The 17168-nt window shown below is 37.2% G+C and carries 15 protein-coding genes, 1 tRNA gene and 1 pseudogene; 7 read left to right on the forward strand and 10 right to left on the reverse strand.

Going from position 1 to position 17168, the window contains the following annotated elements:
• Positions 1 to 47: 47 nt before the first annotated feature.
• The 3 genes from ZA06_RS08615 to ZA06_RS08625 form a co-directional block, all read right to left on the reverse strand.
• Positions 48 to 761: a tRNA1(Val) (adenine(37)-N6)-methyltransferase gene (locus tag ZA06_RS08615; RefSeq protein ID WP_053976959.1), complete on the reverse strand. Its 714-nt coding sequence runs from the start codon at positions 759 to 761 to the stop codon at positions 48 to 50.
• 15 nt (positions 762 to 776) lie between these two features.
• Complete coding sequence (gene rimM / locus ZA06_RS08620) at positions 777 to 1304, reverse strand: ribosome maturation factor RimM (protein WP_053976960.1); 528 nt, start codon at positions 1302 to 1304, stop codon at positions 777 to 779.
• A gap of 127 nt (positions 1305 to 1431) precedes the next feature.
• A complete protein-coding gene (locus ZA06_RS08625) occupies positions 1432 to 1959 on the reverse strand; it encodes a 30S ribosomal protein S16 (RefSeq protein WP_053976961.1) in 528 nt (175 codons plus the stop codon).
• 166 nt (positions 1960 to 2125) lie between these two features.
• On the opposite strand from ZA06_RS08625, the gene ZA06_RS08630 reads away from it, so the two are divergent.
• From ZA06_RS08630 to ZA06_RS08655, 6 genes are all read left to right on the forward strand, one after another.
• Positions 2126 to 2821 (forward strand): DUF6252 family protein, encoded by a 696-nt coding sequence (locus ZA06_RS08630; RefSeq protein WP_157503161.1) that lies wholly within the window; start codon positions 2126 to 2128, stop codon positions 2819 to 2821.
• Positions 2822 to 3037: 216 nt separating this feature from the next.
• The gene (dnaE, locus tag ZA06_RS08635) at positions 3038 to 7426 is read left to right on the forward strand and encodes a DNA polymerase III subunit alpha (RefSeq protein WP_053976963.1); all 4389 of its coding nucleotides are present in this window, start codon (positions 3038 to 3040) and stop codon (positions 7424 to 7426) included.
• Positions 7427 to 7579: 153 nt separating this feature from the next.
• Positions 7580 to 7897: a thioredoxin gene (gene trxA, locus ZA06_RS08640; RefSeq protein ID WP_053976964.1), complete on the forward strand. Its 318-nt coding sequence runs from the start codon at positions 7580 to 7582 to the stop codon at positions 7895 to 7897.
• A gap of 80 nt (positions 7898 to 7977) precedes the next feature.
• Positions 7978 to 8520 carry a ClpP family protease gene (locus ZA06_RS08645; RefSeq protein ID WP_053976965.1) on the forward strand — a complete coding sequence of 181 codons (543 nt, stop codon included), beginning with the start codon at positions 7978 to 7980 and terminating at the stop codon, positions 8518 to 8520.
• Between the two features lie 19 nt (positions 8521 to 8539).
• On the forward strand, positions 8540 to 9469 hold the full coding sequence (locus ZA06_RS08650) for a DUF58 domain-containing protein (RefSeq protein WP_053976966.1): 930 nt from the start codon (positions 8540 to 8542) through the stop codon (positions 9467 to 9469).
• An 81-nt stretch (positions 9470 to 9550) separates the two neighbouring features.
• Positions 9551 to 9624: transfer RNA gene (locus tag ZA06_RS08655), tRNA-Asp, on the forward strand.
• Between the two features lie 244 nt (positions 9625 to 9868).
• Here ZA06_RS08655 and ZA06_RS08660 read toward each other — a convergent pair.
• Positions 9869 to 10195 carry a hypothetical protein gene (locus ZA06_RS08660; RefSeq protein ID WP_053976967.1) on the reverse strand — a complete coding sequence of 109 codons (327 nt, stop codon included), beginning with the start codon at positions 10193 to 10195 and terminating at the stop codon, positions 9869 to 9871.
• 60 nt (positions 10196 to 10255) lie between these two features.
• On the opposite strand from ZA06_RS08660, the gene ZA06_RS17265 reads away from it, so the two are divergent.
• Positions 10256 to 10411: an Arm DNA-binding domain-containing protein gene (locus tag ZA06_RS17265; RefSeq protein ID WP_394332252.1), complete on the forward strand. Its 156-nt coding sequence runs from the start codon at positions 10256 to 10258 to the stop codon at positions 10409 to 10411.
• A 215-nt stretch (positions 10412 to 10626) separates the two neighbouring features.
• Here the strand turns inward: ZA06_RS17265 and ZA06_RS08665 are convergent, their stop codons facing one another.
• The 6 genes and pseudogenes from ZA06_RS08665 to ZA06_RS08685 form a co-directional block, all read right to left on the reverse strand.
• Positions 10627 to 12150 (reverse strand): DUF1214 domain-containing protein, encoded by a 1524-nt coding sequence (locus ZA06_RS08665; protein WP_053977110.1) that lies wholly within the window; start codon positions 12148 to 12150, stop codon positions 10627 to 10629.
• A 375-nt stretch (positions 12151 to 12525) separates the two neighbouring features.
• On the reverse strand, positions 12526 to 14352 hold the full coding sequence (locus ZA06_RS08670) for a T9SS type B sorting domain-containing protein (protein ID WP_053976968.1): 1827 nt from the start codon (positions 14350 to 14352) through the stop codon (positions 12526 to 12528).
• A gap of 36 nt (positions 14353 to 14388) precedes the next feature.
• Positions 14389 to 14700, reverse strand: a pseudogene (locus tag ZA06_RS17185) (PKD domain-containing protein); the annotation flags it as partial.
• Positions 14701 to 14712: 12 nt separating this feature from the next.
• Positions 14713 to 15228 carry a hypothetical protein gene (locus tag ZA06_RS08675; protein WP_053976969.1) on the reverse strand — a complete coding sequence of 172 codons (516 nt, stop codon included), beginning with the start codon at positions 15226 to 15228 and terminating at the stop codon, positions 14713 to 14715.
• 251 nt (positions 15229 to 15479) lie between these two features.
• Positions 15480 to 16049: an InlB B-repeat-containing protein gene (locus ZA06_RS08680; protein ID WP_053976970.1), complete on the reverse strand. Its 570-nt coding sequence runs from the start codon at positions 16047 to 16049 to the stop codon at positions 15480 to 15482.
• Positions 16050 to 16365: 316 nt separating this feature from the next.
• A complete protein-coding gene (locus ZA06_RS08685; protein WP_053976971.1) occupies positions 16366 to 17148 on the reverse strand; it encodes a hypothetical protein in 783 nt (260 codons plus the stop codon).
• Positions 17149 to 17168: the final 20 nt, after the last annotated feature.

Below are 17168 nucleotides of genomic sequence, written 5' to 3' on the forward strand. Positions count from 1 at the left end.
ATAAAAAAGGAAAAGCGTTGTCATGTTTGAACAACGCTTTTTTTATGTTACATTTTCAAATAGAAATCTTTGGTAAGCGCAATATAATCTTCGGTGTATTGGTGGCGGGCTGTTTCTATGATAAGTTCTTTGGTGTCTACTTCGGTTTCATTGAATGAGAATTGAATGAGGCTGCGCTTGATTTCGGTTTCTGGAGTGCCTTTTATCTGTAGAATTTTATTGGGATACAATTGGAATTCCCTCGCCAATGCGATAAAATTATCTGTTTCAGAATACGGTATGATCACGCAAAAGATACCGGTTTCATCTAGTAAATGTGCAGCGCTTTCCAATAGATGGCCAAAAGGCATAGCGTCTTCAAAACGGGCTAAGTCACGTTGAGTGTTGTCTGTTTTATAGGCATCGGAATAGAAAGGCGGATTTGAAATGATCAAATCATATTTATCTTCTATCTCTTCTACAAATTCCACCAATGAAGCATGGTAGCAAAACAAACGATCTCCCCAAGGGGAATTTTCAAAATTGGAAACACATTGTTCGTAGGCATCATCATCAATCTCCAGAGCATCGATAAGTTCAGCATTGCTGCGCTGTGCCAGCATAAGTGCTAAAACTCCTGTTCCAGCTCCAATATCCAAAACAGAAAAAGGGTTGGCTTCCACAGAAGCCCATGCACCCAAAAGTACACTGTCCGTGCCTATTTTCATGGCACACTTATCTTGTTCAACGGTAAATTGCTTAAATGCAAATGGTTTGTTCATTGGTCTGCAAATAATCTATTCTAGGTACAAATCGATCAATCCTTCTGGCGTTTCTACCAAAATAGTTTTGGTTTCTCTGTTCACTTCCTTAATGAATTCGTCGTTCATTGGAATCAAGATTTCAATGCCATTCCTGTCTATTTCAAACAGCGCTTGTGCTGTACTGTCATTAATATCTTTAATGGTCCCGATTGGTCCAAAGTTGACATCTTCGATAGCATAACCAATGACTTCGTGGAAATAGAATTTGTTGCCTTCCAGCTTAGGTAGAAATTCCAAAGGTAAATACAAATCACATTTCATGATGCTGTCCGCATCCTGTTCGGTGTCGACTTCTTCAAATTTAATGCGAAGCAAATCCGATTTGTGCAACTGGGAGGATTCAATAAAAAATGGCAGCAGATTGTTGCGCAGTTCTACAAAAACAGAGTCTAGATTGTCGTAAAGTTCTGGCTCATCGGTATCTAGTTTTACCAGTACTTCGCCTTTGAAACTGTATTTTTTTACAATCTTACCTAGATAAAAGCAATCTTTTTTTTGCATTGTGAGTGGGTTTTGCCTGAAAAATGAAATAAGTTAAATGTTCTTGGGGATGTGGGAGACAAACGGAATGGTACAAAAAACTCCGATAGTGACTATCGGAGTTTTAAAAGTATAAAAAATAAATTTTTTATTCTTCTTCGTTAGCAGTTTCTTCTTCTGCTGTTTCAGCGTTTGCAGCTTCTTCAGCAGCTTTAGCTTCTGCCTCAGCTTCAGCAGCCGCAGCCGCTCTAGCGTCGTTTACAGCTTTTTCTGCTTCCAATGCTTTAGCTTTAGCATCTGCATCAGCTTTTGCTAAAGTGTCTTTTTTAGCATCCACTTTCCCGCTTTTCTCTTCCAACCAAGCATTGAATTTAGCTTCAGCTTGCTCTTCTGTTAAAGCTCCTTTTCTTACTCCGCCAGCCAAATGGTTTTTAAGTAAAGCTCCTTTGTAAGACAAAATAGCTCTAGCCGTATCAGTTGGTTGTGCACCATTCTGAAGCCATTTTACAGCACCGTCAACATCTAAGTCAATAGTAGCTGGGTTAGAAGTTGGATTGTAAGTTCCTAATTTTTCTAAGAATTTACCATCTCTTTTTGCTCTTGCATCTGCTGCAACGATCCAGAAAAAAGGTTTTCCTTTTTTACCGTGTCTTTGTAATCTGATTTTAACTGACATATCAATTAATTAGTGAGGTTCGCGACCTCGGTTATTAATAAGTGTGCAAAGATACTACAATTTTAATTAATAGCATAAATTTTTTAGAATTAGACAGTGACAGAATTTTATTATACTTTTGGGTTTTTCAAAGCGTTATTTTAATTAGCCTTAAAAATTAAGCCCTATGAATAAGATGAAAAATATAATGTTTTTTGCGTTGACCTTGTTTGCAGTCTTTGGCTGTGGTGATGACTTGGAGTTCAGTACGCCTGCTGTAGTTGGAAAGAAAGACGGAGATCCTTGGAGAGCAAAGTTTTATGCGGCAGATATTGATGAAGGTGGTTTGGTTGTGCAAGGAGGAACTAGTTATGAAACATTGTCTTTAGTGACTACCTTGGACGATGTAGGGACGTACTATTTGGGTGGGGATAACCAAAATGAAGCACGATTTACAGATGCATATGGTGTCACCTATTCAACATTAAATACACCTGACCCAAGTTTACAAGTGTATCCGGCAGATGGAGAGATTATAATTGTAGATTTTGATAAGCCTACAAATACTGTTACAGGTAAATTCAAATTCAATGCTTTTTCAAAGGATGGTTTGGCGAGTGTGAATTTCATTCAGGGTGAATTTTATAAAGTACCACTTATAGGTGGATTATTGGTGACAGGAGGAGGGACCAGTTGTCAACAGGCCCAGAAAATTTCAGCTGAAGCCGCATCATCATTAGCGGCCTCAAGCAGTGAATTACCTGAATATGCTGAGTTGTGTAATGCTTATAAGGAAGCTCTAGCTGTGCAGATTAATTCTTGTGGAGATAGTTCTGGAACGTTGCAGGCAGCTATTGATGCCTTGGGAGATTGTAATCCATAAGGAAACTGAAAATAAGATATTAAAAAGCGCCTTGTACAAGGCGCTTTTTTTTGTTTACAACTCTTTATAACTTTGGCTTTGTTGCGTTTTATTTATGCGTATTTTTAAAGGCTTTTCAATAGTTGCAAAATCGTTTTTTAAGGTGTTGATATAGATGTAGATGCCTTTCTTTGAAACCGCAATTATTACCAATACTGGAATTACAACAGGAGATTTATGTACTTAATTTTTGATACCGAAACAACTGGTTTGCCCAAGCGTTGGGATGCCCCTATTTCAGATACCGATAACTGGCCAAGAGCGATACAGATTGCATGGCAGTTACACGATGAGTTAGGACGCTGTGTAGAGCATCAGGATTTTTTGATACAGCCTGAAGGATTCAATATTCCGTATGATGCCGAGAAGGTCCACGGAATTTCTACCGAATTGGCCCAAGAACAAGGTGTGTCCTTAAGTGAGGTGTTGGAAAAATTCAATATAGCCTTATCCAAAACCAAATTTGTAGTTGGACAGAATGTTGGCTTTGATGTCAATATTATGGGGGCAGAATTCTATCGAGAAGGCGTAGCCAATGCACTTCAGGAATTACCGGTTTTGGATACCTGTACGGAACATACAGCGGAATTGTGTCAAATTCCTGGAGGACGTGGTGGTAAATTTAAGTTGCCAACCTTAACAGAATTGCACCAATACCTGTTCAACCAGCCTTTTGCCGAAGCACATAACGCAACTGCCGATGTTGAGGCAACAACACGTTGTTTCTTTGAATTGGTGCGTCGTCAAGAATTTACTGTTGAAGCTCTTGATGTAGAGCCTACATATTTCAATAGGTTTAGTGAAGCTAATCCTGGAGAAATCCAATTAATTGGCTTAAAACACATCAACCTTAAAAAGGCGAGTGATGCTATTAGAAAGCGTCTTGAAAAACAGCAGACTCCAGATATTACCGAAGCTGAAATTCAGCAGAATATATCAGATCTTGAGGAAGCTAATTTCGCGCATCTACATAACCATTCACAGTTCTCCGTATTGCAGTCTACTATTAGCATTCCGGATTTAGTAGCTGCTGCTGCAAAAAACAACATGCCTGGTGTAGCTATGACAGATCATGCCAATATGATGGGGGCCTTTCATTTTGTGCGTGCGGTATTGAATCATAACAAAGGAGTTAAGGCTAAAAATGAAGAAGCAATTGCAGCTGGGGGTGAAGCCAAATTAAAGGAAATCAAACCTATTGTAGGGTGTGAATTCTTTGTGTGTGAAGATCGGTTGGATAAAAGCCGTAAAGACAACGGATATCAAATAGTGATGTTGGCCAAGAATAAAAATGGCTATCACAATTTGGCCAAATTGTCTTCCATTGCCTTTACGGAAGGGTTCTATTACGTCCCAAGGATTGATAAGGAAATCATCAAACAATACAAGGAAGATGTGATTGTCTTGACGGGGAACCTTTATGGAGAAGTGCCGAGTAAGGTATTGAACGTTGGGGAAAATCAGGCAGAGGAAGCTTTGTTGTGGTGGAAGGAGATGTTTCAGGATGATTTGTATGTAGAAATCATGCGCCACAATCAGGAAGATGAAAACCGTGTGAATCCGGTGTTGGTTGATTTGGCTAAGAAACATGATGTTAAGGTAATTGCTACGAACAATACTTATTATGTAGATCAGAAAGATGCCAATGCACACGACATTTTGTTGTGTGTGAAGGATGGGGAAAAGCAAAGTACCCCAATTGGTAGAGGGCGTGGCTATCGCTACGGATTGCCAAACCAAGAATATTATTTCAAGTCGGCCGATGAAATGAAATCCTTGTTCAAGGACATTCCAGAGGCTATTTCAAATATTCAGGAAATTCTAGATAAGGTAGAAGCTTATGATTTGGCTCGGGATGTTCTCTTGCCGAAGTTTGATATTCCTGAGCAATTTCAGCATGAAGACGATTTAAAGGATGGAGGCAAACGTGGGGAGAATGCGTATTTAAAGCATTTGACCTACGAAGGAGCCAAAAGGCGTTATGAAGAAATTACGCCCTCCATTGCTGAGCGTTTAGACTTTGAGCTGGACGTTATCGAGAAAACGGGATATCCGGGTTACTTCTTGATTGTGGAAGACTTCATTCGGGAAGCTCGTAACATGGACGTGTCGGTAGGGCCGGGTCGTGGATCGGCGGCGGGATCTGCCGTAGCCTACTGTTTGGGGATTACCAATATAGACCCAATCAAGTACGATCTGCTTTTTGAGAGATTCTTGAATCCGGATCGTGTGAGTATGCCCGATATTGATATCGATTTTGATGATGAAGGACGTAGCCGTGTTATGGATTATGTAATCGGTAAATATGGAAGCAGTCAGGTGGCGCAAATTATCACCTACGGAACCATGGCGGCCAAGTCGTCTATTCGTGATACGGCAAGGGTGTTGGATTTGCCTTTGTTTGAAGCTGACAGGATTGCCAAATTGATCCCAAACATGACCAAACTGAACAAGATTTTTGGTTTGGATGAAAAAGGGTTGAAGGCAAAGTTCAAATCCGAAGAGATTGAATTGATACAGGAACTTTTCAATATTTCGGAAGGGGCAGGTTTAGATTCGGAGACGGTAAACATGGCCAGGGTTTTGGAAGGTTCTGTTCGAAATACAGGAATCCATGCCTGTGGGGTGATCATTACCCCAGATGATATTACCAAGTTCGTACCCGTGTCCTTAGCCAAGGATTCCGATTTGTATGTGACGCAGTTTGATAACTCGGTAGTGGAATCTGCAGGACTGTTAAAAATGGATTTCTTGGGGTTGAAAACACTGACCCTGATTAAGGATACCGTGAAGATTGTAAAGGCGAAACATGGCATAGAGTTGGATCCGGAGAATTTCCCTCTGGATGATCAAATGACTTATGAGCTGTTCCAGCGAGGTGAAACGGTTGGGGTGTTCCAATACGAATCCCCTGGGATGCAAAAACACATGCAGTCCTTAAAGCCAACGGTGTTTGATGACCTTATTGCCATGAACGCATTGTACCGTCCAGGGCCAATGGAATACATCCCAGACTTTATTGCGCGTAAGCATGGAGACCAGGAAATTGTTTACGATTTGCCGGCCATGGAGGAATATCTTAAGGAAACCTATGGGATTACGGTTTATCAGGAGCAGGTAATGTTGCTGTCGCAAAAATTGGCCAACTTCTCCAAGGGTGACGCCGATATGCTTCGTAAGGCGATGGGTAAAAAGATATTCGCTTTACTTGAAAAGTTGAAACCCCAGTTTTTGGATGGCGGGGAAGCTAATGGGCATCCGCGTAAGGTGTTGGAGAAGATTTGGAAAGACTGGGAAGCGTTTGCAAGTTACGCATTCAACAAATCCCACTCTACCTGTTATGCTTGGATTGCCTATCAAACAGCTTATTTAAAGGCGCATTATCCTGCGGAATATATGGCAGCGGTACTTTCCAATAACATGAACGACATCAAACAGGTGACTTTCTTTATGGAGGAGTGTAAGCGCATGAAATTAAATGTACTTGGGCCTGATGTTAATGAATCCTTTTATAAATTCTCCGTAAACGATCAAAATGCCGTGCGTTTTGGTATGGGAGCAATTAAAGGAGTGGGTCATGGTGCCGTAAAAACCATTGTTGATAATAGAAAGAAGGATGGTTTTTATAAGTCTATTTTCGATTTGGCCAAACGTATCGATTTAAGGGCTGCGAACAAGAAGGCCTTTGAAAACTTGGCTTTGGCTGGTGGGTTCGACTGTTTTTCTGGAACCCATCGTGCTCAATATTTCCATGATGAAGGAGATGGCATTACCTTTTTGGAAAAGGCGATTAAATATGGAAACAAGCACCAAGAGAACGAGAATTCGGCACAAGTAAGTCTTTTTGGAGAGTCTAGTGATGTGCAAATTGAAGAGCCTGTTGTACCGCCTTGCGAGACTTGGGGGACTATGGAAAAATTGGCTCGGGAAAAGGAAGTGGTAGGGATTTACATCTCAGGACACCCATTGGATGATTTCAAAATAGAATTGAATACTTTCTGTAATGCCACCTTGGCGGCATTGACACAACTGGATCAGTTTGTCAACCGTGAACTAACTGTGGGGGGTGTGGTGACCGATGTGCAGCACAGGGTGAGTAAGCAGGGGAAAGGTTGGGCCATGTTCACGATGGACGATTATAATAACAGTGTTGAATTCAGGATTTTTGGTGAAGAGTATTTGAAATTCCGACACTTTTTAGTGCAGAACTCCTTTGTATTTGTGAAAGTGTTTGTTCGAGAAGGATGGATTACCAATAAGGACACCGGGCAGCGAGGAGAGCCGAGGATGCAGTTCAACTATTTCCAATTGTTGCATGATGTTATGGAAACCTATGCTAGAAAGTTGTCCATTCAACTTAATATTGCTGATCTAGAAGAGGAAAAAGTACACATGCTTAGCGATTTGATAAGGATGCACTCTGGTGAAAAGGCATTGAACTTTACGGTATATGATAATGAGGAGCAAATAAAACTGGAAATGATTGGCCGAAAACAGAAGGTGCGGATTTCACAGGAATTGCTAAAGGAATTGGAGAATCAAAATATCCTTTACAAACTTAATTAGGTGGTTTTGGACTTATGCCAAATTAGCATAATAAGCTGAAACAATGTGGATATAATCAAAACATATTGTCAGTATGTAAGCTTTGGCAAATTTTTTGACTAAGTTTGCATATTCATAGAAAACTGAAGTAAAACACAATTTAAATTATAGATTATGGCATTAGAGATAACAGATGCAACGTTTGAAGAAACCGTTTTGAATAGTGACAAACCGGTTATGGTCGATTTTTGGGCGGCATGGTGTGGTCCTTGTAGAATGGTAGCACCTATCATTGACGAGATTAGCAAAGAATACGAAGGTAAAGCTGTTGTTGGTAAAGTTGATGTTGATGCTAACCAAGAATTTGCTGCAAAATATGGTGTGCGTAACATTCCTACGGTATTGGTATTCCAAAACGGTGAAGTTGTAGGTCGTCAAGTTGGTGTAGCTCAAAAGAGTGCTTATACAGAAGCTATCGATTCTCTATTATAAAAAATACTTTCCAAAAGAAATGTGAAAGGTTTGCTGTGTTCAGCAAACCTTTTTTTATTTTTAGGAAAAAATGATATACCATGAATAAACAGCCAAAAGTACAAGATCTTATAGATAGTAAATTGTTGGACCAACGCAAAGTGTTTCTGTGGGGGCAAGTAGATGATAAGTCTGCCAAACATGTTATTGACCGCTTATTGTATTTAGATGCCTTAGAGGTCAAGGATATTCAATTATACATTAATAGTCCAGGAGGCTATGTAACCTCGGGTTTTGCCATTTATGACTGCATTAAATCACTCAATAGCGATGTCTCTACCATATGCACAGGATTGGCGGCTTCTATGGGCTCTATTTTGCTTTCTGTGGGGAAAAAGGGTAAGCGGTTTATTCAACCTCACGCCAGAGTGATGATACATCAACCAAGTGGGGGAGCAAGAGGACCTGCAAGTGATATTGAGATTACTGCTTTGGAAATTATTAAAACCAAAGAATTGAGTGCTCAAATTTTGGCCGATAACTGTGGTCAGGATTTTGAGAAGGTAATGAAGGATTTTAACCGTGACCATTGGATGGGAGCAGAGGAATCGGTGGAATATGGCATTGTGGATGCTATTATATAAATGAGTGTTTTTTATTTGAATGGATTTACAACAGGAGCTAAATAAAACAGGTGGATTCAAAAATCTTGAACTACTGGCCAAACAGGTGGTAGAGGGCTTTATTGCGGGCATGCATAAAAGCCCCTTTCATGGGTTTTCGGCTGAGTTTGCTGAACATAAAATCTATAATCGGGGTGAGAGTACCAAACACATTGATTGGAAACTCTTTGCCAAAACCGATAAACTCTTCACCAAACGTTACGATGAAGAGACCAATTTGCGTTGCCATTTAATTATAGATAACAGTAGCTCGATGCATTATCCTGAAATGCGCCAGTTTTCAATAGACCATTTAAACAAAGTTGCCTTTTCAGCTTTGGCATCGGCTTCTTTGATGCATATTTTAAAGAAACAGCGCGATGCGGTAGGTTTGAGCATTTACAGTGATGCTTATGATTATTACGCGCCTGAAAAGGGCAGTGAACGCCATCATCAGATGTTATTGCACAGGTTAAGTGATATGGTCATGGCTAAACCTGAACAAAGGCAAACGGAAACTTATACCTATCTACATCAAATAGCCGAAAAGATCCATAGACGTTCCTTGATTTTCTTTTTCACCGATATGTTCCAGACTTCTACCAATGAGGCAAAGTTGTTTGAAGCCTTGAGGCATTTAAAGTACAATAAGCACGAAGTGGTGCTGTTTCATGTGTTCGATAAGGAGAAAGAACTTCAATTTGATTTCGATAATACCCCAAAAAGGTTCATCGATGTGGAGACGGGAGAGTACATTAACCTATATCCAGACACCATTAAGGATAATTATGAGGAGGCAGTTGGCACTTATTTTAACGAGCTCCGATTAAAATGTGGGCAATACGGAATAAAATATGTAGAAGCCGACATAAAAAAAGATTTCGATAAAGTATTGACAACGTATATGATAGAGAGAAATAAATTTTTGTAGTGAAATTTTTTTCATTTTTTCTTCAAAAAATGTTTGCGCAATTGAAAAAGGGTTGTATATTTGCAACCGCAATGAAGCAACGGTTTGGTAGTTCAGTTGGTTAGAATACCTGCCTGTCACGCAGGGGGTCGCGGGTTCGAGTCCCGTCCAGACCGCAAAATTGCCTTAAAAGCTCCGAGAAATTGGAGCTTTTTTTTGGCCTAAAGTTTAGTTGTGTTGTTCCCAGGGCAATCTGGGAGTTGTGAGCCTCCCCAACAGGAGACTTGCCAATGAGAAGCTTTCCTTTTTTCTTAATTGAAGATTGGGATGCTTTTTTGTTTTAGGGGTGTTTGTATTTCTTAATTACGCTGACTTATCAGGTTTTTTCTTCTAAAAGGTGTGCTGGTAGGTGTGCATAAATTACTTCGGGTGTGGATTGAAATACATGAAACTTCTATCTATTGTTCTAGGAGTATTTCTAAACTCTTTAAGGGCTTTAGTTGTTTTAGAACTTCTTTGGGAAAAGTCTACCAAGAAGAAATTGAATAGATAGCCGTCATTTTCATTCTTGGGCTTTTTGTGGTAGTATTTTAGGTTAACATACTTAATTATAAGCTCAGTCATGAACTTAACGGAATAGGACTTTCTACTCAGAAATTCATTATCAAAATCTGCCAATTTTTTCTTTGGGACATAAGCCCTAAATCCTTCATAAAGGAAAATGCATTCTTTCGCTACTTTACCCATAATCCCATTTAAAATAAATAATCAACCTTAAATTTAGATATAATTATGAAGAACCATATCATGAAAATATTATTTGTTCTGGCTAAGAATAGGTCAAACAAGAATGGTAAATCAGTTGTTAAGTGTAGGGTGACTTACTTCCTGAAAAGAAAGGAATTTTCCACAGGGATTTTTATTAATCCTGAACACTGGAACAGTAGGCAAGAGATTATATAGCTGTAAAGACCTTTGAAACCACTGTGTTGTTGTATAATGATGTGCCTATGGATATATAGTGTCAAAGCTGTTGGGACATGCTAAAATCCAGACTGCACAAGACCATTATGGAGAGATAATTCAGGAGCGGTTAAGTAATGAGATAGATAGGATAAACAGGGAAAGTTAATTGCTTTCCCTGTTTAGTATCTAATTGTGTTGTTAGCGTTTGGTTTTTAATTAACAATTACAAAATCAGGGAGAGAGAAGGACTTGTCAAAGAATGGTTGTGTAGGTGCATATAAGCGGAAATATACAAACCAACCATCTTGACCAACTGTTTTCATAAAATTGCTTTCCATTCCTTCGGGAGCTTTAGCACCTATGTATAAATCTACGCTGCCATCCTGGTTGTATTGTAATTGTTCCATTTTGCTATCCAAACTAGCCGATGCTATTTCGGTACCGCCATTATCATAGTTTCTTCTAGTATTTTCACTGTATAAACTTAAAGACCAAAACTGAGCTACGGGTACATCTTTGGGAATAGTTAATTTATATGTTTTGTCCGCTCTAAAGAGGTTTTTATCACTATCGCGTTTAACAGTCATATAAACTTGACCTTTACCAGGGGTTGGATTTACCATGCCTTCTGAAGAAGTTACGGCTTCGTAAAACCAAACGGCTCTTTCGTCTAATTCAACTTTATCCTTTGTTATTTGTGGTACAGTAAAGTCAAAAGATTTGTACCAACTTGTGCCTTCCCAATAAGGTTCAGCAAATCGTGGATTCATTTGCATGTTTTTAAGCATAAGCTCACCCATTGCGCCTCCTTCCAGTAATATTCTTTTTTGTCTTTCATTTGGTACAAATGGGGTTCCTTTTGCAACGCCTAAAGGCTCAAGCATTGCTGCCAATGCTTTGTCTTGATTTCTAGTAGGTTCCTCCTGGTATAATTCACTCAATAATTTCCAGAATTCCAAGCCTCGAGGTGCTGTGCCAGACCATTCTTTATCAACGCCTTTAATAAATCTAATAGATTCGTAGCCACCGTCAACCCGAGCTACCTGCATTTCCTTTTCAATTTTAGATTCAAATTCTGGACTTGGATCTAGCAACCGTACACCAATAAAAATGTTGTTGGTTTCAGATTGGAAAACATAGTCCGCTTGTCCTTGGTATTTTGATAGGTCATCTTCTGGCCCGGCAATAATATAGGTGCCTCCCTTTCCTTGATCTGGCCCAGTTTGGCCAATATCACTTACAGGTCTTTGCCAAAGATCTAAAAACATGCCTGCCATGGGGCCTTGAGGCACTTTAACCTTTATGGAACCTTCAGCAAGTGACAGGAAATTGATAACGTAAGGTGTAGTAAGGTTAGCGGTTACTATGCCTCGTTTTTCCTTTAAGGATTTGTAAACCACAAAATCACCTAGTTTTGTTGCGTTAAAAGTTTTGGCTTGTTCTACTTGCCATTGCTTGAAAGAAACCATTGGTGTAGCCCAAATGTAAGCTTGGGAAGCTCTTTGGAAATCCAATGCATCAAATAATTCATCCGAGCCTTCTGTTATGTAATTATGTTCCATAACAATTTTTCCATAGGGAGTTGTTATGTCTTCGTCACCTATCAATGTTGCATTTTCCAAAGAAATTTCACTGGTTGGTAGTTTTTCTTCGGGTGTATTCGGTTCTTTTTCTTTTTTACAATTAATGAAGAGGAGTGAAATGAGAATTAATGTGAAATTAGTTTTAAATTTCATGGTTTTAGATTTAAATTCAACAATTCGTGTTAATAGGTAATAGATTGAAAGATAGTGTTTTATAATTATAAATAGGTTTGATGGTAAGAAAAATAAAACTTGAAATTCTCTAATTGCTAGGTTAAGAGAAATTTGCCTATTGTCTTTTTTTATGATGTTGTTGGATGTGACCAAACTGTTGGGCATACTTAAATAAAGACCACGCAGGACTATTATGGAGAGGTAATTCAGGAAAGGTTAAGCAATAAGATAGATTGGAAAAACAGGGGGGTAGTTAGTCCCCTGTTATTATTTGGTATTAACACTATCCTATGTTTGTGTTTTCTTTTTATAATATAGGCCATTATTGATTAAGTTTGGAAATGGTTAGGTTTGTTATCTTTTCAATGAGAAATGCCCGTAAAAAAATCGACCATTACCCATATCTGCTTTAAACCAATAATCATTTGACATCATTTCTTTACCATTATAGACTCCGTTCCAGCCTGAATCAATTGATGATAATTGGGTTAATAATTTTCCGTACCTGTCAAAAATTAATATTCTTGAAAGGGGAAAGTTGCGGATACCTTTAATGTGCCAAAAATCATTGTAACCATCATTGTTTGGGGTGAACAATTTTGGATAATCAATAATTGTCACTTCTTCTGAATCTTGACCGCAGCCATCCCTGTCTCTAACGGATACAGTGTAAATGCCACCTTCAATATTTGAGAAATAATTACTGTCTTGGTAATTTATGCCGCCAATAGAGTATTCAAAATCTCCATCACCAGGAGCTATTATTTCAATATAATTATTTCCTAAATCTCCAAAATTTACTTGTTGTATTTCTGGCAATACAGAGCGAATAAGATTAAAATCAAATGAGTTTTCACAAGTTATGCCGTTTTCAATTTGTGTCGCAGTGATAGTATAATTTCCTTCCTCTGCTATTTCTGCACTATCTGTATTAGAAATTAGAGTTCCGTCTTCATAGAACCAATTATATGAATTAAATCCAGAATTTATATTTAATGTAATTGATGGCTCCAAATTGCAAATGAAGTATTCATCTTCTAAGTCAATTTCAGGAAGCTCATTAACGATTAAATCAAATGATGTTTCTGAATAGCAAATGGGATTTGAGGTATCTTCGACCCTAACATTAATGGTTTGTGAGAAAGGTTCTGTGTTCTGGAATACTACTGGTAGAGGACTTGGAAGTAAGTTGTCATTTGAATCGTAGTATTCAATGGATAAACCTATTTGATTGCCAATTAGTTGTTGCGCTATTTTGGAAGTGTCAAATTCAGCATATCCATTTCCTTGGTCACATTCATATAAATTATCAGGTTGGTTAATATTTGGTTGCGTCACGGTTTGCAGTTGTAGTGTAGTTTCTGCATAACAGGTTGAATTATTATCGGTTACTCTCACAGTTATTAATTCACTGTATGGATTAGAGTTTGTATAGGGGGTTGGTAATGGGCTTGTTAATTCTTTACCTGTTTGGTCAAAATAATTAACGGTCATTCCCGTTAGTCCATTTAAGACTTGACTTTCTATATTTGAAGTGTCAAAATATTCAGAAATACCATCATTATTATCATCACAGCCATAAACTATTTGTAATTGATTAGGTTTAGGGTTATCATTAACTAATAGGTTGATAATAGTTTCAGATGAGCAATTAGTATTTGTATTGGTTAGTATGGCTTTTATATAATCTTTATTAACTTCAAGATTTGTGAAGTTATAGTAATCTGAGGCTAAAATTAAACTGTTATTATTGTCTACTAATTCAATAGTTAAACCTGATTGCCCTTTCATTAATTCTTTTGGAACATCAGTTAAATCAAATACAGCAAAACCATTCTCATCATTGTCACATGAATAGATGTCATCAATTTGAATTGAACTTGGAAGTGGGTCGGCAATAAAACTAAATGAAGTTTCTGTAAAGCAACACAAATCACTGCTATTACTTACTCTAGCGGTTATTATTTGAGAATTGGGCTGGGTATTGGTATAGGGATTAGGTAATGGGCTTGGTAGCTCGTTACCATTTTGGTTGTAATATGAAACTACAACTCCTGTTTGTCCGTTTAAGATTTGTGATTCTATGATAGACGTATTGAAACTAGAGGAAATTCCTGATCCTAAAAGATCTTCACATGCATGAATATCATTAATTGGATGGGCAATTGGTGGTTCTGCCACAGGAATGTTCTCGTTTAAAACATAGGTTGTTCCATTTGTTTGCGTAATTGTTGCAGTAATTGGATATTGGCCAGGGGAAGAAAAGTCATGCGAGGGGGAAACTAGTGTTGAATTGTTGTTTACTCCAGTTGTTGGGTCTCCAAAATCCCATTCAACGGAACTTATGTTACTAGTATTGTTTAGTTGGAACTCTTTGTTGGTTTCAGAGCAATTATTAGTATAATTTAATGTAAAAGGAGTAACTGAACTATTTACTAAGCCCGATACATTTATATAAAAATTATAATTGGAGCCGGGCCATAAAGGGTGATTGATTTCATCAGAATTTATATAATTTGCACCGGCAATACAACCTCTGTACTATGAGATACCAGTATCATTTGTTGTGCCAGCAATATGGGCAAGAGAGGAGGCGTTGGTAGTAACCAGTTTTTTAACTTCAACTAGGATTCTATCTACATTTGCCGGGACAATTATTGGGTCTTGAAAATTAACTGTAATAACTGTTGCGTTTGGATCTTGAATTGAAGTGTAAGGGAGGGTTTGTGCTTGGCTACTGCCTATTAAAGTTGCTGTAGAAAATGAATCAGGGAAATTATCGTCAATTTCATATATATTAAACTTTATACTTGTGCCCCATGTTGTGTAACTTATAGCAACCTGTCCTTCAGTTAAAACTAAATCTTCATTTGAATCAATTCCATAATCAGATAACAAAAAATCTCTTGCCCAGTAAATGTTCGTATATGTACATGAGTGATCTGTTGTTTTTATTAATGGGCCGCAGTTATGGGTTAAAGTGATTTGTGCATTTAATTTAAAATAACAACAAAGGAATATTAGTGCAAAAAAATTAAACTTTAAGGCTTTATTCATTTTGATTGAGTTGGTTGGCTAAGGTTTCTATAGGCATTGTCAGGTGAAATTCCGTTAGGATTCTCAGGGGACAAAACCAAGATAGCAAAAGTGTGGGGTTTTCTGTGAGAAAAATCAAGGAAATGAATTATACATGGTGAGTAATTGTTTTTGTGTTGACTATTCTTATGGCTACACTTTATAAAATTTTTTTGAATTGAGTTATACTTTAGATTTTGTGACCTATTATAGATTATGGGTTAAAGAATTGATTAATTATCTGTATCTGTCCATAATACCTCTGGGCCATAATTAATTTGGTCAGATGATTGTATTTCTTTAAAAGAATGTTCCTTGATGTCGTAGTATTTTTGCCATAAAGTAGGATATGGTTGATAAGTGCCCTCAACATTGTAAAGTTTCATAATTCCTAATCTTTCATCTTCCCATACCCAATCTGCAGTGTAAAATAATTCGTCATTCAAATAGCCCTCTGTTGTGCCATTTGAATATATAATTTTTTTTGCATTTTGATATGCATATTCATAATCAGTATACCAGAATTTATCAAACAATTGCAATTTATCTCCAACCAATTGTGATTCGGAACAGCCATTAGGATTAACATTTTCTCCAGCTTGGGTGTCAGGACAATTATCTAAATTATTTTCAACTCCATCTTCGTCATCATCAATTTTAACAAAAATTGCAGTAACAGTCTTATTAGAATTAACTGTAATTGTTATTGGATTCAGAGATCCGGTTACATCTCCATCCCAGTTTTCAAAATCGTAGTATTTTGATGGAGAGGCTGAAAGTGTAATAGTTTGTCCATTTTTCAAATGTCCCAGAACTAGGTGATATTGAACCTCCTTCAATAGGGCTTACGTTCGTAGATATTGAATGTTCTTGTGGAGTATTTTCTTTTGAACATGAAATAAGTATAAAGAAAATAAATGCGGATAAACTACAAGAAAATATTTTCATATTAATGGGGTGTTTGTCAATAAACATGTTTTTTTAAATGTTTTCAGTAGTTTGCGTGTGGTTTGTTGCTTGAAAATACGCACAATTTTCAGGGTTAAGAAAGTAAGATAGCAATTATAAGATAGCAATTATAAGATAGCAATGAATTGTAAATTGTGTTACGGGCAGTATTCAGTTGTTGTACTCATAAGTGAATTTATTTGAGCTAATTAAATAACCATCATTATCGTAAATATTGGTGTAGTTTTCTTCAGAAGTAACTTCATTATTGAATAGAGAAGTTGTTACTTTTTTTGTTGGATTGTTTTTTGTCGGAATAAATTTAAAATATCCGATCCATTGTGTAGATAAGTGCATTGGATTAATGTTGATATAAGGACTATTTTTATCATCATATGTATATTCACGAAATCCGTCATTATAATTATTAGTATGTGATGCGATATAGGTACTTTTTACTATGTTATCATCACCGTCATATTCAAAAATTTGTTCAGAAAGTAAAAGACTAGAATCATCTTGATAATATTCAATTTTATGTACTAAATCGTCTATATAAAACAGGCGTATTTTATATTCAAATATTCCTGAGCTATAATGGCTCTGAGCGTGTATTTCATGCAGCTGATTATTCGTATAGATATATTTTTCTGAATATTTTAAATCAACATTGTTTCCAGTTTTGGTTGCTGTACTGTCTAGCCTGCCGTTTTCGTAATAAAAATATTTTATGTTTTGGGGCTTGGTTGGGTTTTCAGGGTAAACATAATGTTCAATTTTATCTATAGATAAATCGTCGTTATAAAAAAAGAGGTTTGCTTTATAATTATTTTCTGTAACTTTTAGAAGTAATTTTGTTGAATTTTTTTCTTGGGAATCATTATTGTTCTCAGCTGAACAGGCAAAAATTAAAAACGCTAAAAAAGTGGCAAGTGATAAATTAAATTTTCTCATTGAGTTAATTTTTTTATGTT

This window comes from Mangrovimonas xylaniphaga (assembly GCF_001280435.1).
In the GTDB taxonomy this organism is placed as follows: domain Bacteria; phylum Bacteroidota; class Bacteroidia; order Flavobacteriales; family Flavobacteriaceae; genus Mangrovimonas_A; species Mangrovimonas_A xylaniphaga.